At 39.4% G+C, this 18,869-nt stretch carries 17 protein-coding genes; 1 reads left to right on the top strand and 16 read right to left on the bottom strand.

What is annotated here, in order from left to right; genetic code table 11:
- Nucleotides 1–2: 2 nt before the first annotated feature.
- From DDV96_RS04190 to DDV96_RS04115, 16 genes are all read right to left on the bottom strand, one after another.
- On the bottom strand, nucleotides 3–1,061 hold the full coding sequence (locus DDV96_RS04190) for a glycosyltransferase family 4 protein (RefSeq protein ID WP_116693482.1): 1,059 nt from the start codon (nucleotides 1,059–1,061) through the stop codon (nucleotides 3–5).
- Between the two features lie 58 nt (nucleotides 1,062–1,119).
- Entirely contained in the window at nucleotides 1,120–2,175 is a 1,056-nt protein-coding gene (locus DDV96_RS04185) for an exostosin domain-containing protein (protein ID WP_116693481.1), read from the bottom strand.
- Nucleotides 2,176–2,925: 750 nt separating this feature from the next.
- Nucleotides 2,926–4,101 (bottom strand): glycosyltransferase family 4 protein, encoded by a 1,176-nt coding sequence (locus DDV96_RS04180; RefSeq protein ID WP_116693480.1) that lies wholly within the window; start codon nucleotides 4,099–4,101, stop codon nucleotides 2,926–2,928.
- Nucleotides 4,102–4,104: 3 nt separating this feature from the next.
- Nucleotides 4,105–4,947 carry a sulfotransferase family protein gene (locus tag DDV96_RS15815; protein ID WP_165805964.1) on the bottom strand — a complete coding sequence of 281 codons (843 nt, stop codon included), beginning with the start codon at nucleotides 4,945–4,947 and terminating at the stop codon, nucleotides 4,105–4,107.
- Nucleotides 4,948–6,006, bottom strand: a complete 1,059-nt coding sequence (locus DDV96_RS04170; RefSeq protein WP_116693479.1) for a glycosyltransferase family 4 protein — start codon at nucleotides 6,004–6,006, stop codon at nucleotides 4,948–4,950. It abuts the gene before it with no gap.
- 261 nt (nucleotides 6,007–6,267) lie between these two features.
- Complete coding sequence (locus tag DDV96_RS04165; protein WP_116693478.1) at nucleotides 6,268–6,588, bottom strand: GIY-YIG nuclease family protein; 321 nt, start codon at nucleotides 6,586–6,588, stop codon at nucleotides 6,268–6,270.
- Between the two features lie 200 nt (nucleotides 6,589–6,788).
- Complete coding sequence (locus DDV96_RS04160) at nucleotides 6,789–8,174, bottom strand: asparagine synthase-related protein (RefSeq protein WP_116693477.1); 1,386 nt, start codon at nucleotides 8,172–8,174, stop codon at nucleotides 6,789–6,791.
- Between the two features lie 293 nt (nucleotides 8,175–8,467).
- Nucleotides 8,468–8,851, bottom strand: coding sequence for a GxxExxY protein (locus DDV96_RS04155; RefSeq protein WP_116693476.1), 384 nt, complete (start codon nucleotides 8,849–8,851; stop codon nucleotides 8,468–8,470).
- Between the two features lie 246 nt (nucleotides 8,852–9,097).
- Entirely contained in the window at nucleotides 9,098–10,090 is a 993-nt protein-coding gene (locus tag DDV96_RS04150; protein ID WP_165805963.1) for a glycosyltransferase family 2 protein, read from the bottom strand.
- 4 nt (nucleotides 10,091–10,094) lie between these two features.
- A complete protein-coding gene (locus DDV96_RS04145) occupies nucleotides 10,095–11,051 on the bottom strand; it encodes a glycosyltransferase (RefSeq protein ID WP_116693474.1) in 957 nt (318 codons plus the stop codon).
- Nucleotides 11,052–11,053: 2 nt separating this feature from the next.
- Nucleotides 11,054–11,680: a NeuD/PglB/VioB family sugar acetyltransferase gene (locus DDV96_RS04140; protein ID WP_116693473.1), complete on the bottom strand. Its 627-nt coding sequence runs from the start codon at nucleotides 11,678–11,680 to the stop codon at nucleotides 11,054–11,056.
- Entirely contained in the window at nucleotides 11,677–12,756 is a 1,080-nt protein-coding gene (locus DDV96_RS04135) for a DegT/DnrJ/EryC1/StrS family aminotransferase (protein WP_116693472.1), read from the bottom strand. The genes DDV96_RS04140 and DDV96_RS04135 overlap by 4 nt, the downstream gene beginning before the upstream one ends.
- 16 nt (nucleotides 12,757–12,772) lie before the next feature.
- On the bottom strand, nucleotides 12,773–13,957 hold the full coding sequence (locus DDV96_RS04130) for a glycosyltransferase family 4 protein (RefSeq protein WP_240607671.1): 1,185 nt from the start codon (nucleotides 13,955–13,957) through the stop codon (nucleotides 12,773–12,775).
- Entirely contained in the window at nucleotides 13,954–15,783 is a 1,830-nt protein-coding gene (asnB, locus tag DDV96_RS04125; protein WP_116693471.1) for an asparagine synthase (glutamine-hydrolyzing), read from the bottom strand. Before asnB ends, DDV96_RS04130 begins: the two co-directional genes overlap by 4 nt.
- 4 nt (nucleotides 15,784–15,787) lie before the next feature.
- Nucleotides 15,788–16,711, bottom strand: coding sequence for a glycosyltransferase family 2 protein (locus tag DDV96_RS04120; protein WP_116693470.1), 924 nt, complete (start codon nucleotides 16,709–16,711; stop codon nucleotides 15,788–15,790).
- A gap of 4 nt (nucleotides 16,712–16,715) precedes the next feature.
- A complete protein-coding gene (locus DDV96_RS04115; protein ID WP_116693469.1) occupies nucleotides 16,716–17,666 on the bottom strand; it encodes a glycosyltransferase family 2 protein in 951 nt (316 codons plus the stop codon).
- Nucleotides 17,667–18,017: 351 nt separating this feature from the next.
- Here DDV96_RS04115 and DDV96_RS04110 point away from each other — a divergent pair, with 351 nt between their 5' ends.
- Nucleotides 18,018–18,401 carry an HU family DNA-binding protein gene (locus DDV96_RS04110; RefSeq protein ID WP_116693468.1) on the top strand — a complete coding sequence of 128 codons (384 nt, stop codon included), beginning with the start codon at nucleotides 18,018–18,020 and terminating at the stop codon, nucleotides 18,399–18,401.
- Nucleotides 18,402–18,869 lie beyond the last annotated feature (468 nt).

Genomic DNA, 18,869 nt, shown 5'->3' with positions numbered 1-18,869 from the left:
TTTTATTTTAAAACGTGTTCAAATGAATTAAAGGTGCGCTCCCTGCTGAAATTATCATGGTATAATTTTTTAAAATAGGTTGATTTAAAGCCCTGACCATTCATATATTGAGTGATTTTATAGGCTAATTCTCTATCATTTAGAGGATCAAACTGAAAATTATTTACCGCTACCGAAGGTTTTATAAATTCTAATGCTCCAAATCTATTGGAAACCAATACTGGCACTCCTAAACTAATTGTTTCTATAAAAACAAATCCGAAAGCCTCATATAAGCTAGGTAAAACCACTAAGTCCATAGCTGTATAAAACCCAGGCATTTTATCTATAGAAAGGTCGCCCAAAAATACTACATCTTGACCCAAACCCTTATCTACAATGTATTTTTTTATCTTATTCTCTTTATCCCCTCTTCCAGGTATGTAAAGTTTAAAAGGTAAATTAGAACTGCTTTTGATTTTAACCAGAGCATCAATCAGAACTTCATGGTTTTTACCCTCGACCAAACGGCCTGGACATCCAATTTTAAAAACCTTTGAATTGTCAAAATTAAAATCCGTTAGGCTATCATTTGAAATTGCCGTCCAAAAAGGAACAATGTGTATTTTATTCTTAGCCATCGAAAAAGTACTAATAAGGTCTTCTTGTAACCGCGGAGAATTTACAATGACTTTATCTGCTAATTTTGACAACCATTTTTTTATAAAGACATTTAAACGTCCTGGTTTAGTATGACTGCTTTCTGTGTGGAACCAAGCTATGTTTTTAGATGTTCCTGCAACTGTACCGCACAAAAGTGCAGGATATACATAATTGAAATTTGAAATTATAATATCGGGTTTTGTGCTTTTAATAATTTTGTAGGTAGTAAGATAATTGTGTAAATGACCTCCTTTTCTTTCTATTATAATAGGTATTCCATCAACATTTTTCTTTTCAGCTCTTTTTTTAAGTGAAAAGACGACCACGTGTTTGCCCGATGCAGTTAATTTTTTACATAGATCGAAAAAAAACCCAGATAAAAAACTTTTGCTGTATGTAAAACAAAATAAGATTTTCATTTAATTAGGCTGATTTCTATAATTAATGGCACCCTTTTATCCCTACTGTGCTCAACTATCATTTCTGTTTTACTAATTCTTTAAAAAATCCACCTAAAGTCAGTTTTTCTTTCCACAACGTTCTATTGCTTTGCTGTAAAGCTATAAAATCTGGAGCAGATAAGGCATCGTGAAATGCCTTGACTTTTTGAGCGACCTGGTGGCGTTCGTTATAGTCCACCCAAACCACATGGTTGCGCCAATCGATTGTATCCTGCAACGGCAAATACCCATCAGTATCGATATATACCGGGATACGCCCCATCATCAAGGTTTCGTAAAAACGCACCGAGAAATTACCGGCACCACGCACACACAACACGTAATCTGATTGCAGGATGTTATCGTAAAACTCCTTGGTAGTGCGGTGTTGCGCCTTGTTTTTGGTCACCCCGGCCCGGTATTGTTTTCGTTTAATGAAATTATCGGCTATCACATCGCTCCGTTCCAGTGTTTTCAGCAAAGCCGCCCGCAACCGGGAGGTGGACCCCACGGTCTGGGGTTCTTCTGCCCGTAAGCCCAATTTGGATTGCATGAGGTAGAACAAGGTCCTGAACAGTTCTTTCCCAGTGGTCAAAACACGATCATCGGCTTGCCCACAAAACCCCACCACCGGTTTTGGGCTGTAGTGTTTCTTTAGAAAAGCCTCTTCTTCATAGTGTTGCGTTAGGTAATCGGTAATGAACACCGGCATTCCGCAATGCCCTTTTTGTCCGTTGGCCCGGTAACCGCTGAAGCGGAACACTTTTACATGGTCAAACTCAGGGATTTTCACGCCAAAATCGCCTGCGTTGTACGACCACACCTGTTTTTGTGATGCCTTGGCCGCTTCAATACACTCCAGGGCTTTTGGCAACTGCCTGTTTTTTACATAATAATTCCAAGCCATGGGCAAGACCACCACATCGGCCTCGGTTATGGTTTCCACCAACTGGAAATCGGTTTCCGATACGCCGTACAGTTTTATGCGGGCTTCATCGGTAAACCCTTTGCCTTTGATAAAAGGCTTCAACAATGGAAACACCTCCCGGCGGAACCGGGGGTCGTAATGCGATGTGGGATAGTACAGTTTCACTGGGGGTAAAGATAGGGTTTCTTGCAGTATTATTTTAGGATAAAAAAGTAGGTGCCATGCATCCGTGTTGAAGTGTTTGCCGTAGTAGGGTTTTTTGGGAAATCCACTGCATTGTCCCCTTGAGGGGACTTTAGGGGTGTATAACGCGAAATGTTTGTTGTTTTAGCTGGACACACCCCTACCCCCTTCAAGGGGGGAATCCCGCGGCATTGTCCTCTTGACTTCGGCTTCGCTCAGCACAGGCTCTAAAGGGGGAATCCCGTTGTATTGTTCTATATCGACAAGCCTGCCTACACATGTCAGGTCGAGTGCCCGTGAGGCACGAACGGGTGTATCGAGACCTTGTTTAATAAGACCATAGCGGTTTAGTCGAAAACAGGAAAAATACACCTCTTTCGGTTGGCCGGAATGTCAGGTTATTTGTTTTGAGTGTGATATGGTATTTAAAGTTATTGCTTTCAACAGCCGGTTGTTTCGATACAATCCCGATGCGCTTCGCTTTCGGGATTACCTGCCCGAAAATTGGTAGGCGGGCTCAATCACCTGAGATAGGGCTTTTTATGAAAAGCGTGGTTTTGGCAAAGGAGGACTTTTTGGATGTTCGCGATTTATTTGTTACTTCGGCTGGACACCCCCCTACCCCTACTTCGGCTTCGCTCAGCACAGGCTCTCAAGGGGGGAATCCCGCGGCATTGTCCTCTTGACTTCGGCTATGCTTAGCACAGGCCCTCAAGGAGGGATTCCATTATCTTACTTCGACGAATAAAACCCAACAAACTCCCGTTGCTGCTTTTCTATGGAAAATTCTCTTTCTACCCTTGCGGCGGCTTGTGCTGTAATGCGTTTTTGTGCTGTTGCTGGAAGCGCTAAAACCGATTCAATTTGTGCTGCGAATAGCTCGGGGACTAATTCGGGTACTGTCCAGCCGGTTTTATCATGAATGATATTTTCAGACATGCCACCCGTATTGGAGGCAATAACCGGTACACCAATAGCTTGTGCCTCTAAAACCGCATTGCAAAACCCTTCAGTTAGGCTAGTTTGTACATATATATCAGAACCAGCCATTGCGCGAAGTGTTTCTCGATGTGTTTTTTTCCCTGTAAACACTACCTTTTCTTCTAATCCTAATTCATATCTATGATACAAATAGCGCTCTGTATCTTTTTTAGTGCCCGCTCCTATTACTTCCCATACAAAATCAATGTGCTGGTTGCGTAAAAGGGAAGCTGTTTCCAATAAAAGATCGATTCCTTTAATATAATGCAGTCTTGCAACCGTTGTGATTTTTATTGGAATATTGTTTTTTAATGCGTCCCTCTTGGGTACCTTTTCAATGGTTACGGCTGGTGTTATAATTTGATACGGGGTTTCTTTAGGTAATCCTAAGGTATATGCTTTGTTTAGAAGATATTTTGAGATGCTATGCACTTTATCTACTTGATGCCATAAAAGTTGATAAGCATCAGGATGTTTAAGCGGGTAAATATTAATATCATACCCTCGAAAACTCACGGCCATCTTGGCACCAATCGCTTTGGCGACCAACTCCCGGTCTATGGCCATGGTGGCAAACCCAAAGTGCAACCAATCGGCCTTCAGTTTTAGTAGCGTGGCGTTTAAATAGGTTTTTTCAATGGTGCGTTTTAAGGAGGTGCCCGATTTCCGTTCCAATCGAATGTAGCGCAGCACGCGACCGAGGTAGGGAAGCAACGACATCCCTACCCACAACAACCGAACTAACTGTACCCAAACCGATTTTGAAACCGTGGGGTGGGCACGGTGTTCACATCCGCTAAACCGTTCGGGAGTGGCGGCCGTTATCAACACTACTTTATGCCCCTGGGCTTGAAGGCCCTTTATTTTGGACTTAAAAAAGGTTTCGGAGTATCCGGGCGGAGAAGAAAGTACGAGTGCTATTTTCATGACTTAGTGTTCACGGGCGTATAGGTTGATGCTAAAACGGTCTAGATAGTGATTGATGAGCGCATATTCTTCCGCTGTGAAAGGCCGCGGCTTGTTCTTACCGGTGATGATGGTGCTTTTGGGATGGGTTTTGCTGGAGGGTTTGCGGTACACACTGTCAATATTTTTTAATGGCTCTAAACGATGTTCCTTGCAAATATTCAAAAACAAATTGATATCGGCCTTTATGTTTTCATATTTATAAACCTTGAAGCGCTTTTTGCTGTCCAAAAAGGGAACCGAGTTTTCAATGCACCAGCGAAAGCATAATTTTTCCAGATTAGATTTAAGCGTTAGTGCCGTTATATCGATCCCGTATGTTTCGTTGATTAGTTTGCACAGGTCTTCTTGGCCGGTAAACCAACTTAAATTGTATAACCATGGGAATTTCACCCGTTGTTGCGAGGCCAATACATCATACGGGTTGCGAACTATAAAAACCACGGGGATGTTGAAATGGTTGGCCAAGTACCCAGCCGCCAAATTACACCGTACAAACTTGATGATGAATTTCTTCGGAATAAAAGGCCACAGGTGGCGTTTCCATTTGCGGTTGCTTAGCTGTGCAATCCAATCGCTGTCCACCCGGTTGGCAAAAACCCTTTTTAAGTAGTGCTTGATAGGTTTTGACGTGTTTTTTTCGGTAATATACCGGTCGCAGATCAATTTCCCGTTTTTGGTATTGAACTCATGTTCGGGCTCAAAAAGCATGCGGTAGCGGTGCTGTTGGGCGATGAGCTCAGAAAACCAACTGGTACCGCTACGGGCGGAACCCAAGACCACCAAATGTTTGTTGTACCGTTTCATTTATACCAATTTATCATATAGTTTTGAGTAGGAAGCTACTTCTTTTTCCACATCAAACCGTGCCGCTATCTGTACCGCTTCTTTTCGTTTTCTGAAATAATATTTTTCATTTTCCAATAACGGCTTACACTTGTCAACAAAGTCCTGTGGTTTTTTTAGATCGAAAATGTTTTCTGAAATGGTTTCCTTGAAAATATACCGGGACCCCCCACCGGAATCGGAACAGAGCACCGGCACGCCACAGGCCAAGGCTTCCAATATTGACACCGGAAGGCCTTCTTTCTTAGAGGCCAAAACAAAAACATCTTGTTGTTGCAAAATCCCCGGCAGTTGATTATTGGGGACAAATCCCTCTATATGGACCCTGCCCTCCAAATTTTCCTGTTGTATCAGCTGTTGCATTTTTTTTAGATAAGCCGTATCGGCCTTGCCATAGATATTTAAGTGCACACGCTCTGGAAGCGCTTTTAAGGCTTTTATGAGGAACATTTGGTTTTTATTGTCTCCAATATTCCCTACGGAACAAATGGTGAACTTTTCGGAGGCCTTCAGTTTTACGGGTGACGGTTTAAATAGTGCGGTATCCACACCATGGGGAATAAAAGTGATTTTTTTCTGAAATATTCGGTTTGAAAAGAAACGCGATTTCATTTCTGGGTTGTCATAGGCGATGTGTGTGGCCAAAAGGCTTTTTAAAAACCAACGTTTGGACCAGGCGTCGTTTTTTTTAGTGAACAGATAGGGTACGCGGGCCAGTTTGCAGCCGATCGCTTCCACAAATTCCGATTTGTAGTCCCAGGAATGGACAAGGTCTATGCGCTGTTTTTTCAACAGCTTGGAAAAGGCAAGGGCATCTTTCCTTAGGTTGCCGTTTTTTGCCAACACGACCTGGTTTTTTTGAGGAATTATCTGGGGGATGGTTTCTGGAAACCGCTCTACCCCTATCAAGGGTTCAAACCGTGTTTTATCTATGCGTTCCACCAATGCCATTACTACGTATTGGCTTCCAGCTGTTTTAAAGTTTGGGATGGTATATAGAATGCGTGTTTTGCTTGGCATATTGAAATGTGAATTTCAAAAGTAGTGTTTTTAAGAGGCTAAAACAATACTGAAACGATACTGAAACGAGTTCAGCATGACAAAGGGGGGGGGCTGAAACGATGCTGAAACGATGCTGAAACGAGTTCAGCATGACAAAGGGGGGGCTGAAACGATGCTGAAACGATGCTGAAACGAGTTCAGCATGACAGGGGGGGGGGGGGGGGGGGGGGTGTCACCCTGAATTTAGTTCAGGGTCTAATGCCCACCATCCATAATTTGTCACCCTGAATTTAGTTCAGGGTCTAATGGTTTCCATAAATTATTCCAATCAGGATTCTGCTGCTCAATAAGATTAATTTTCCATTGCCGATGCCAGTTTTTTAGTTGTTTCTCTCTGGCAATAGCATCATGAATATATTGGAATTGTTCAAAATAAACTAATTGTTTTAGCCTATACTTCGCGGAAAAGTAACCTCCTTCACCCTTGACGTGTCGCTCCATTCTATCATCAAGCCCACCGGTAACTCCTATATACAACACACCATGAGGTTTGTTGGTAATGATATATACCCAATAGTTGTGATAGGTTCGGTGTGGCATATAATTGTAATGTGGTTGTTATAGATAAAGATAAGGAAAAAGATGCTGAAGATGCTGAAACGATGCTGAAACAATACTGAAACGAGTTCAGCATGACAAATGGAAGATCAGATGCTGAAACGAGTTCAGCATGACAAAGGTTCAGCATGACATAGAAATAAGGTTTGTCACCCTGAACTTGTTTCAGGGTCTAACTTGTTTCAGGGTCTGTTATTAGCATACCAAACACTCAACGTTAACAACATACTTACGGGGTGGGAATAGGTGACGGGATCTTGGGTTTTAAATGCGTTGTAAAATTCGGTTACCACGGATTTTGGGACAAACGAATGAAACTGTGGGTTAAAAATATAGCTTTGCAATTGTTCGTCGTTTTCCATGCCCAAAAACTGCAGCTCCCAATTACGCTGGATGTATTTTTTGCCCAGAAGTGCGTTGCCTTCCCGTTGGAGTTTGTTGCTTATGCGATACGGCAGGTTTCCGGGGGCCTTGTTTTTATGGTAATTATTGAGGTTGTAAGGTTTTTGTGCCTGCCACATAATTTTGGCCAGTTTGGGGCTGCGTTGCTTGATGTACGCAATTTGCAGTTTCCTGTCCGCCAAATATTCTTCGGGTAGGGTGCAAATAAACGCGCACATGCGGTTATCGTAATACGGGAGGTGTATGGGGTGGGCTTCTTCAAAAACAGACAGGTTGACGCTGGTCCACCGCGGGGCCCAATACAACGACTTGAACGCCCGTACCTTTGCCCCTTTATGGTCGATATCGATTTGGTTCAATAGTGCCTCCAGCCTTTCTTTTAAATAGGCTTCAAAACTGCCTTCCAATCCCCATTGAATCCAAAGCTTATTGGCCAAGGCCAAGCCTCCTTTTTTGATTATTTTTTTATACAGGATTTCCAATTCAGGAAGGTGTGCTTCTTTTTTGCCCACGCCCCGATCAAACAGTACATCACCCCAATGGCCCAAGGAAAAACTGCCTTGCATTTTTTTAAAGTCGTCCAAGACCGCCATTTGCCTGGGATGGGTAAACTCGGAATAACACCCATTGATGTTGGCCAGTTCATCGATTACCTGCCATAAATAATTGGGGGGGATGATAAACGGTTGAAACCGAAAGTTACACGTCTTGGCAATTTGCGCACTGATGTGGTGCTCTTTAAACCCACCGGCAAAGGAATAGGAATAGGAATGCACCTCAGCCTTCTGTTCGTGCAAGGCCACGGCTTGGGTGCGGCTGTCCAACCCACCGGAGAGCGGCAGGATAACCGGCCGGTTGTTGGCCTGTTCTGCTACAATGGTTTCAAACAATTGGGTAAATTCGTCCAAAGCGGTTTCAAAACTGATATTTCGTGGACTGTAATGCCATTTAAACCAAGGTGTGCTTTTGAGCAACATGCCGTTTTCGTCCATACTGTTTTCAGAAGCCGGGGGGAGTACTTTTTGGTTTTGGAAATAGGTATCTGTATCGAGAAAAAAACCCGTGGCTGCAAAAATGCAAATGGCTTTTTTGTCCAGTTCGTGCGGGGCTTCGACTTTTGCGAATTGTTGGCGGGGTGGGATTATGGGCGTTTTGATGATGTTCATTTAGTGCTGGGTTGGGTTGGGGTTCACGCAGAGACCGCTGTGGGGAAAACACGCAGGGGTCGCTGAGGATTTTTTGGGTTTTGAGTTGCTGTATGCTCATAGTGTTGGGTTCACGCAGAGACCGCTGTGGGAAAAACACGCAGGGGTCGCTGAGGGGTTTTGGAGCTTAAGATATGATATTCTGTTAAACCTACGCATCCTCAGCATGAAAAAATCTCTGCGTCCTCAGCGTGAAAAAACCCCAGCGTTCTCAGCGTGAAACCTTATCAGCATCTTCAGCGTGAAACAAACTTTTAATCTTCATATTTGTTTACTATTCTATGCAATCCTTGTTTTAAGTATTTTGAATTAAAATTAATCAATAGTCCAACACGTTTATCATAAAGCTTTAGGTAGGTCAATAGTTGTGAAAAGTGAACTGGCGCAAGCGTTTCAACGGATTTCACTTCGACAATAACCTGGTTTTCAACTAAAAGATCCAACCGATATCCGGTGTTGAATTCCAGATTTTTGTATTTCAGAGGTACGCCTAATTGGCTTACCACTTCAAACCCCTTTTCTCTTAAATCAACCTCAAGGCATTTTTCATATACACTTTCCAATAACCCTGGACCGAGGGTGCGATGTAATTGGATAGAGGTGTCAATTATTTGACCCGTAATAATATTGATTTCCATAATGAAAGGTTATTGAAGCCATAAAACTATGAATTTAATTTAATAAAAATAGTGTTTCAAGATGGGGATGCGGAAAAGTTTCTCTTAGAAGCGTAGCGATTTCTCGCTGAGGAGGGCTTCTCGCTAAAGTGGGGGTCTCTCGGAGGTTTTAGTGTTGTTTTTTCGCTAAAGATGGCGGGATTTTTCTTCTCTGCGAGCCCCAGCGTGTTTTTCTCAGCGGATCTCTGCGTGAAAAACACTTCGTGGTTAATCCCTCAGCACTTCCTTTGGCTTGGTTATTTGCACCACCGCTTCTTCCTTTCGTTTTAAAATGTTGAACACACGGGTTTTGTGCAATCGCGCCAGTTCTTTTTTATTGTAATGTATGTTCTTTTTATAGTAGTTTTTTAAAGACGCTTTATCATGCTGCGGATCATTGACCAGTTTTATCCACAGGCTTTTTAATGAATTTATTTGATTACCGCTCAAATAAGTGATCGACCTATTTTTGAAATTTCGATACTTCTTTAAAAAATCCTCAAAATCGTAGAGGTGGTAATGCAGGATGTTGCCTGCTTTTTTTTCCCGGGGTTTGTCGCCATTGTGCTTTTGGTACCGATGCACATTAAAGGGAATCAAATCGCTGTGCACGTTGATGGCCGCCTTGCCCATGGTATGCCCCAGCCAATAGGAGGTTGTGATATGTTTTTTGGTATAAGGGTTATACAGCTTTCTATAAATCCTGTCGAACCGCGACTTGAAATTTTTCTGTTTTTTAAACAGGGTTTCCTCGGCCATAACATTTTGGTAGGCCATTTTTCGGTTGACCATTTCTAGCGTTGGCAAACGGATGACATCGTAATTTTCGGTTATTTCGGCATTGAAAAAATCAGTTAGGGTTTGCTGACCTTTGTTCCGTGTTATAAACAGTTCGTCGGCATCTAAGGAAACCAACCAATCTATCCCTTCTTGCTTACACTGTTGCAACGCATCGTAGGTGTTTAGGCACTGTCTTGCGGTGTGGTGTTCCTCAGCATTGCTCCAAAACTTTTTTAGAAAAGGTAAATCGCTGTATTGTTCTGCCGATACGGAATTCTGAGCTTGTACGTTTTTTAGATCGGCAATGGTCTCTGGGCCGTTATCGGTGGTATGGTCAAAATAGACAAAAACCCGGTCTATGCCCAGCCCCAGGTGGTACAGCAGGTTTGGCCGCAGCAGGCGGGCTTCGTTTTTGACGGTAAGGACGACGGCAGTTTTCAATAGTTCAATAGATTAATAAATGATTAATTACCTTTTTAGTAAAGATTATGGTTGATGAAGACTTATGTAACGGTAGTTTTATTATATAATAACCTAACCAGAATTTATAAAGTTTAATTTTTGGCATATCTTTCAATAATTCAACTTCACTCATAAAATAATGACATGTTCTCTTATATAGTTTTTTATCAATGGCTTTAAGCTCAAGCAAGTTTTTTAAAATTTCTCCGACATATTTTTTTTTATATATTCTATGCACAAAAGACAAACAGGCAATACTTGTTTTTATTTTATGCTCATATTTACGGCTAATTTTTATCATACTAAACACACCGGTATCGTGAATTCTATAAGCGCCAGTTATCTCATCCAAAAATTTAATCTTTCCTAAAGTAGATTGATATACCAACATTAAGGTATCCATACCAGGCGATGGTTTATGTATTACACTGAAATCTCGATTTTTGAATACTCTTGTCAAGGTAGGAGCCCATATAGTCATATCTTTATGGGTATAAGAGGACTTTTTTGCATTGACAATTAATTTTTTTTTAATTTGTTTACCTAAAAAATTAACTACTTTAATATTAGTAAAACACATCTCATATTCTGGATTTAACTCCAAGAACTTTACTTGTTTTTTTAATTTTGATGTATCTGTCCAGTAGTCATCACCTTCACATAAAGAAATATATTTTCCTTTACACACTGACAGGGCAAAGATAAAATTGTCAATCATCCCCTTGTTTTCAGAATGATTAAAATATTTAAAAGTTATTTCAGGGTTATCCTTGATTAATTTAGTGATAAGTAAATCTGTATTATCGGTAGAGGCGTCATTTGCGATTATAAATTCAAAATCGAAATCAATACATTGACTTAAAACACTTTCAATGGCCTGCGTTATATACTTTTCATGATTGTATGTAATCATGCAGACAGAAACTAGAGGGTTATCCATATTTAAATAATTCGAGCGGGGTTACCTACCACTGTTTTGTTTGAAGGAACATTAGACAGTACTACTGCCCCTGCACCTATTATTGCATTATCGCCTATGGTAACATCGGGTAAAATGGTTGCATTACTACCTATAAAGACATTTTTCCCAATACTGCATCTCCCTGTTATTGACACGTTGGGTGCTATTTCAGAAAAATCCCCTATTTTAGTGTCGTGGCTAATTGTAGAGTTAATATTTACCAAAACCCCTTTCCCCAATGATACCTCATTAGTTATAATAACGCCTTGCATCAATTGGCAACCATCACCTATATGAGTGTTAAAAGAACCTATTTTGGCAAAGTTGGAAATAATGGAGGTAAGTGTACCTCCCAAACTTAAAAAAGTATCTGCCATTTTTCTTCTATTTATAACCCCTCCCAATCCCAAAGTAAAATGGGCATTATGATTTTTAAAATAGGCACTTACCTCTTCAAGGTTCTTTAAAACTTGAAAGCGGCTATATAGATCTGAACGGTAACTATTAATATTATCGAAAAACACTGTTTCATTATCTTTCAATTTCATTTCACAGGAGACTATTTCCAACACTTCTTTTGCCATTCCTTTTGTTCCAATTATAATCATAATGCCATTGTTTTTTTAATACAATTTACTATTGTGCTTAACTCTATCTCAGAAATATCATGGTACAGCGGTAAACATAATATGGTTTCGGAAATATTCTCTGCTACTGGTATGCTAGGAACAGATAATATGTATGGTAATTTTTCAAGACTTGGATAAAAATATCTTCTAGGAAAAACATCTATGGTGTTCAAAGCTTTCTGCACTTTGAGCAACCCTTCTTCTGTTTCAAAAATTATAGGAAAATAAGAATAATTCCAATGAGTCTCGTTTCTTACTTTTAATTGTTTAAAGCCTTGAAGCTCGTTTTTATAGAACTGTACTGCTCTTTTCCTTCCTACAATTATTTTTTCCAAGTGCGGGAATACAGCTAGGCCCATTGCAGCTTGTAATTCGCTCATTTTAGCATTGATACCTAAGCCTTGAAAGGCCTCTTTACCTTTATGCCCAAAATTGTGATGGTAAAACAACTTGTTTTGCAGTGCTTTATTATTTGCAAATATAGCTCCCCCTTCTCCGGTATGGAATAACTTTGTGGCATGAAAACTACAGGTGCTGACATCACCGTATTCAAAAATACTTTTCCCTTTATAAGAGACTCCAAAACAATGAGCGGCATCATAAATGATCTTTACGTTGTGCTTTGTAGCAATGCTTTCAATTTCTTTTACCGCACAGGGATTACCAAATACATGGGTTGCCAATATTGCTGATGTTTTAGAGGTAATTGCGGCCTCTATTTTAGTTTCATCTATAGTTAAGTATTCAGGATGTATGTCCACAAAAACAGGGGTACATCCTTCCCATACAATGCTACTAGTTGTGGCAACATAACTAAACGGAGTGGTTATAATTTCTCCCTTTAACCCTAATGCTTTGATAGCCATTTGAAGCGGTAAAGTACCATTTGTTGTAGCCAATATATTAGAAACCCCCAAAAATTTTTTTAGCTTCGACTCTAATTCATGTACTAGACTTCCTCTGTTCGTAATCCATTCTTTTTCCCAGGCTTTTTCCAGAATAATAGTGTATTCATCTTGCGATGGTAAAAATGTTTTGGTTACGTTCACAGACATATTTATAATTTTACAATTAGGGATTAATTGTTGAAGCATATAATACTTCCATATCACTGACCATCTTTTCTACGGTATGCTGCCTCTCCACTTTTCGCCTTGCAGCAAGCGTAAGGTTATTTACCCGCTCCAAAGATAGGTTTTTGAAATGGATTGCGGCATCGGCAAGGGCGTGGGGATTTCCAGTGGGGACGAGCCATCCGTCTTTTTGGTGATCTATCAACTCAGGCATCCCACCGCAATCGGTGCTTATAACGGGCAAGCCCAAAGCCATGGCCTCTACGGCCACATTAGCAATACCTTCTTCAATACTCGGGAGCAACAATACATCGGCGGCTTGCATTTTTCTATACACTTGATCTTGTGTTATTTTACCTATTAAGGTTACGTTATTCTGTAATCCCAATTCGTTTATTAAAAACAACACCTCTTCATTATCTTTGCCACCTACTACTGTGTACATAAAATCAATATTTTTATTTTTTAACTCAGCACAGGCTTTTAATGCCGTGGGATAATCTTTTTTCCAATGCGGACGGCCAACGGACAACAATTGCAGGGGCTCCCCTTTGGACTGTTTTCGCTTGTAGGCAAGTGCATCCAGCGGCAAACCGGTATAGACCACGTGATCGATTTGGGTATGGGGTTGCCCTATTTTTTTTCCAACTACCGAAATGGCCTTGCTAACCGAATGCAGCCCGTCCAATTTAGGATACCATTGTTGTAAATACATAAAGTTGCCCTCGTCCACAAACGGGCGGACGTTGGTATGGTAGCCGCGCTGGCTCAATACCACTTTAAACTGGTCATTGGGCATATAGGGCTCCATCCACGAGAGCAAGGAAGGCCATTGGAGGTGAACCACATCGGGGTTTAGTTTTTTTAGGGCCAAGCGTAGGTTTTGCTGCTGTAGATGTTCCCGGTTGCCGTTTATTATTAATTTAAAAGTGGTCGCTATGGTACCTATATTTTTTGAACGCAATGCGAGTTGTATGCTGGTTAATACCAACTTTAATTTAGAGGCATTGCTGCCCAGCGCTTGGTAGGTTACATTAGGGACGGGGTTTGGGTTGTGCTCGTTAAAGCCGATGATGCTAATCCTATGGCCATGGGCAATTAACCCTTTTACCAGCCTGTTTATAAAAGGTGTGGTTTTAAAAGAGCCATCGAAGAGCGTGATATGTAATTTTTTTGTATTCAAATTAAATCTGATTGAATTGCCCATTTTTGCCACGCATAGATATGCCATACACCCCAACCGTTATTATGTTCAGCATTAATAAAGTTGTGTACATATTTTTTAAGCAGATGCTCTTTTTCTGTATCGATACCAAAAATTCTTTTGTTTATAACCACATTTAATAAGTCTTCTTTTAACTCATTTTTAAACCAAGATTCAATCGGTATTGAAAATCCTTTTTTTTCTTGCATCAAAAGCTGCTCGGGAATTTCTTGTTGCACTAATTTTTTTAGCGGTTGTTTTAATTGTGTTAATGTATCGATGGACTGGTGTAGCGTCCAAGCATAATCAATTACGTGTTTGTCTAAAAAAGGAACCCTAACCTCCAAACTGTTTTTCATACTGGTCCTATCTACTTTCACAAGCACCCGTTGCATGTGCCCATAAAATTCATTCCACCTTAAAAAATGTTGTAGTCGTTTTTTATTGGAACCTTTGCCCATTTGATACAAATTAAGCATTTCGTTTGAAAAGGGGGTAGAAAACACTTCATTCAATAATGCTTCAGGTAATTTGATATGTTTATGAAGCCAAAATGACTCCAAACTTTTATGAAAAGGAGCATACGTATTTGATAGGCCCAATTTATTGGTAATGCGCACGATATTTTTTCTTAAAAAAAACGGCATTTTAAACCACCAAGCCTTTTTCAATACATCGAACATGCGCGGATAGCCCCAAAATAGCTCATCGCCCCCATCGCCCGACAACATAGCGGTATGAAATTTCACTGCTTTTTTTGTAACCATATAGGTGGGAATGCTTGAGTAGTCTCCAAAAGGCTCTGAAAAGGATTTAAAATGTTCGTCAACTATATCGATTAACGCATCTTTATCGACAGCTACTATTTTATGCTTTAAATTTAAATGGTTGGCATAAGCTTTGGCATAGTCACTCTCATTGAGCTTTTTATCAGTAACCTCTAGGGTGAACCCTTCTAAGTTTTCTTTGTTTTTTTTTGCATAACTGGTAACTAAGGTACTGTCTATACCCCCACTTAAAAAAGCAGCCAAAGAACGGTCGCTGTTTAATTGTATGGTAACGGCCTTTTCAATTTTCTTTTGTAAAGTTTCTAATCTGAAATTAGCTTGTACTGCCACTTCTTTTTTAAAGTGAGCGATAATGGATGTCTCAAAATTACCATTTGAGTCAATTTGCAAACACTCCCCAGGGTTGACTTGAAAAATGGACTGGAATACTGTATTTGGAGCTTGCATATAACCAAAGGCGAAATATTCCCGAACAATCTCGGGTCTTAAGATAAGGTTATGGCAAAACCATTCGTGCTTGAAAATTTGATCGAATTGTGAAGCGAACACAATTCCATTTTCATTTTTGCCATAAAACAAGGGTTTAATCCCGGCAAAATCCCTACTTAAATACAACGTATTTGAAATAGTATCAATTACGGCAATGGCAAACATGCCGTTAAGTGCCTTTAAGGTATCAATGATGCCAATAGCATCAAATAAATGCAATAATACTTCGGTATCGGCTGTTGAGCGCAATCCTTCCAGCCCGTATTCTTTGATTAATTCTTTATAGTTGTATATTTCCCCATTAAAAACAAGATGGAATCTTTTTGAAGGACTTTTTTTAGGTTGTTCGCCAGCTGGGCTTAAATCTAATAATGCCAACCTATTAAACCCTAAACGATAATTCTCTTCACATTCTTCAATTTTTGTAGCATCGGGCCCTCGGTGTTTTGAAAGTGCTAATAAGTCTGAAAACTCATTAGTATTAGACAGAATGTTTTTAAAAGTATATTCTCCCAGAAAGCCACACATAGTCTTATTCTAAAAATTTATAACCGTACCCTGTTAATTTATAGATACATCCAATAAGAAAAAAGTTTATCAACGAAACCTTCAACCGTCCTTTGTAGTGATTTGACAAAGCTTTAAATAAAAAAGAAATAGCCAAATTTAATTTTTTGTTTTTCAAAAGATTTAAATATTGATTTCTAAATTGGTTATTTAGATAATCAATTGTTTGTTCTTTTAATTTCAATTGTTTTTTTTTCTTTATTAAATAAAGATTTACAGTTAGTTTAAAGGGCGACTTTACCCTATAATCATTTAACCTTTTAGGGTGCACTCTTAAAAAAGACAAGGTTTTTTTTATAATTATAGGCTTAAGGTCTTTCTCCAATGCCTGTATATGATATAGAAAATCATCCGCAGTCATTAGATTTTCATTAAACCTCAAACCGATAGCATTAAGCGATGATCTTTTCCAAAGTGAAGCGTTGACCCCCCAACCTATCTTCATTTTAATAAAATCGTTAATCGGATCGTCGCTCCAAAGTTGTTTGTTCCAATATTTTTTTTGGGGGGTTCCTGATTCAGAAAAAAACTGAGATTGACTGATGGTAAAGTCGTACTCACCAGATTGGATGTGTTTCAAATCGGTCTCCAGTTTTTCAGGGTGCATAATGTCATCGGAATCAAACCAATTGATATAACCGCCTTTGCTTTTTTTAAAACCATAGTTTCTGGCCGCCGAAGGACCTTTTGGAAAATTATTGGGTTTTTTATAATACTGAATTCGACTATCGGCTGCGCAGTATTCTGCAATAAGGCTTTCTGTGTGGTCTGTTGAGCCATCGTCAATAATTATACATTCCCAGTTTTTGTAGGTTTGATTTTGGATGGATTCTATGGTTTCACCAATTAAATGGGCTCTATTATGTGTGGGTATAATAATGGAAATCATCCATTTAATATTGATTAAGAAAATACTTACGTATTTTTTCAGAATGAAAATTTAATTTACTCAAAACAGGAAGTAAATACAGGTTTTTAACTCTAAAATTATATTCCGCAATCAAATCTCTAAACTTAATATAAAATATATTAAACTCACTTTTCATTGAGTTTTTTATAAAATCAAATAAAGTAGAAATGATCTTTTTATAAAATCGTATTATTAATTTCTCGTCTTTCAAAATAAAACTACGTTCAAAGTTATCTATAAAAAAAATTAATCTAGATGTCAAATATGCATTCTCATCTTTATTTGACTTAGAAGTTGAATTAATTCGATATTGAAATAATACTTTCTTTAAAATAATAAAGTTAATGTTGGGATTATGAAAAAATAATCTTGCAAAAAACTCACTCTCTTGACCCCGTGCTATAGTTTCATTAAATAAAACTTTATTTTCTAAAAATGTTTTTTTAAACAAAACGCACGGTGTCAATATCTCTGAATTATAAGTAACCATCTCGTTAAACAGTGAAAAAGGTTCTTTAAATTGAAACCTTAGCTCTCTTGTTTCAAGTGTTTGATTCATTACTTCTCCGGAAGTTAATATAATATCATTATTGTTTAAGTTATCTATTTTAAATTTCAAAAAGTAAGAGTACATCAAATCATCACTATCAAACCACTGTATATACTCCCCCCTGCTCTGCTCAAACCCATAATTGCGTGCCGCATTGCCCCCGGGCAACCGATCTTTTGGTCGGTGGTAATAGCGAAACCGGGAATCCTTGGCCATATATTCTGCCATAAGTGTATCCGTATCATCCGTACTGCCATCGTCAACCACAATACACTCCCAGTTTTGGTAGGTCTGCGCCAAGACCGAATCCAGCGTCTCGCCTATCAGGTGGGCGCGGTTGTAGGTGGGAATTATGATGGATACTAAAGGATTTTCTGTGGACACAGGACTGTTTGTTTTGGGTCAAAAATAGGGAAAAACAATGGAGTGTATTACAAATTTTAAATACCAAATTATTAAACCCGAATTTCGACTGCAAAATCCCATTCCGACCATGTAGAATTGGGCTTCCAATTTTAATTAGAGTAAAGTAAGAATAAAAAAAATATTTGTCAACTTTTATTTGTTGATAACTTTTTAAGGTATCTGACAATCAGCAAATTAACAATTCACTGTTCACATTTAGGAAAATAAATTCCTAACAAACAGCCAAAATTCTTAGTAAATTAGCATTGTCCAAAGGAATAGTCCCGAGGACCACCTGAATAAAAAGGGTGTCATTAATACCATAATGCCATGATAAGTATCAAGGCCATCCCGAGAGGGAACCCGCAGGACGTAACAGCGCCTGCCAAATTTTACGCCCACGCTATTGCAGATGGGGAAGTCAATCTGGAACGGTTGGCGTATTTAGTGTCCAACCAGTGTACCGTACGCGAAAGTGACTGCTATGCAGTGCTGCTCGCCCTTATGCACAATGTAGCCGATGAGCTTAGCCAAGGTCGTGTTGTAGATCTAGGGGCTTTAGGCCGCTTTCAAGTAGGAGTTCGATCTGAAGGTAAAGACCTTCAAGAAGATGTGAACACCCACACCGTAAAAAGCGCCCACCTAAATTTTAGGCCCGCTAAGCGGCTACGGGATATGTTGGCCACGCTTAAGTACAAACTGATAGACGGATAGTACCACGGTTTGTAGTATTTAAATTCCCGGATAGTTCCAGCTGTCCGGGTTTTTTTATGAAAACTAACCGATTCAATTGTACTAACTGCTAAGCAAATTGTACAAACTGCTAAGAAGTTTTAAAAAAGTGCTTAGCAAATCCAAAAATCCAACCCTACCGCTGTTCGAATATTTTTTATCGCCTAAAAAAGCACCATACTTTCAAATTTTTCTTACAATCCTTCAATAAAGAAAAAAATAGTTGCTATTTGTTTAAGCTATACGAGGTGCGGTACATCATGATTTATTAACAATTGGTTGATAACCAAGAAAAAAAGCTCAAAAAAAATGCGACGGATAGTACCACGTGCTTATTTTTGAGCTAGTTTGAAGTATTTAAATTCCCAATTAGTTCCAGCTAATCGAAAATATATGGTTAAAGTTACAAGGAATGAGGTAAGCTACAAAATTAAGATCTCTTTTTTTCGT

It is taken from the genome of Marixanthomonas spongiae (assembly GCF_003095375.1).
Lineage (GTDB): Bacteria > Bacteroidota > Bacteroidia > Flavobacteriales > Flavobacteriaceae > Marixanthomonas > Marixanthomonas spongiae.
This window is presented reverse-complemented; position numbering and strand designations above follow the sequence as displayed.

Coding starts and splice junctions, on each gene's coding strand:
- DDV96_RS04190 (WP_116693482.1), bottom strand. CDS start 1,061: ATGAAAATCTTATTTTGTTTTACATACAGCAAAAGTTTTTTATCTGGG.
- DDV96_RS04180 (WP_116693480.1), bottom strand. CDS start 4,101: ATGAAAATAGCACTCGTACTTTCTTCTCCGCCCGGATACTCCGAAACC.
- DDV96_RS15815 (WP_165805964.1), bottom strand. CDS start 4,947: ATGAAACGGTACAACAAACATTTGGTGGTCTTGGGTTCCGCCCGTAGC.
- DDV96_RS04170 (WP_116693479.1), bottom strand. CDS start 6,006: ATGCCAAGCAAAACACGCATTCTATATACCATCCCAAACTTTAAAACA.
- DDV96_RS04165 (WP_116693478.1), bottom strand. CDS start 6,588: ATGCCACACCGAACCTATCACAACTATTGGGTATATATCATTACCAAC.
- DDV96_RS04160 (WP_116693477.1), bottom strand. CDS start 8,174: ATGAACATCATCAAAACGCCCATAATCCCACCCCGCCAACAATTCGCA.
- DDV96_RS04155 (WP_116693476.1), bottom strand. CDS start 8,851: ATGGAAATCAATATTATTACGGGTCAAATAATTGACACCTCTATCCAA.
- DDV96_RS04145 (WP_116693474.1), bottom strand. CDS start 11,051: ATGGATAACCCTCTAGTTTCTGTCTGCATGATTACATACAATCATGAA.
- DDV96_RS04140 (WP_116693473.1), bottom strand. CDS start 11,680: ATGATTATAATTGGAACAAAAGGAATGGCAAAAGAAGTGTTGGAAATA.
- DDV96_RS04135 (WP_116693472.1), bottom strand. CDS start 12,756: ATGTCTGTGAACGTAACCAAAACATTTTTACCATCGCAAGATGAATAC.
- asnB (WP_116693471.1), bottom strand. CDS start 15,783: ATGTGTGGCTTTCTGGGAGAATATACTTTTAAAAACATTCTGTCTAAT.
- DDV96_RS04120 (WP_116693470.1), bottom strand. CDS start 16,711: ATGATTTCCATTATTATACCCACACATAATAGAGCCCATTTAATTGGT.
- DDV96_RS04110 (WP_116693468.1), top strand. CDS start 18,018: ATGATAAGTATCAAGGCCATCCCGAGAGGGAACCCGCAGGACGTAACA.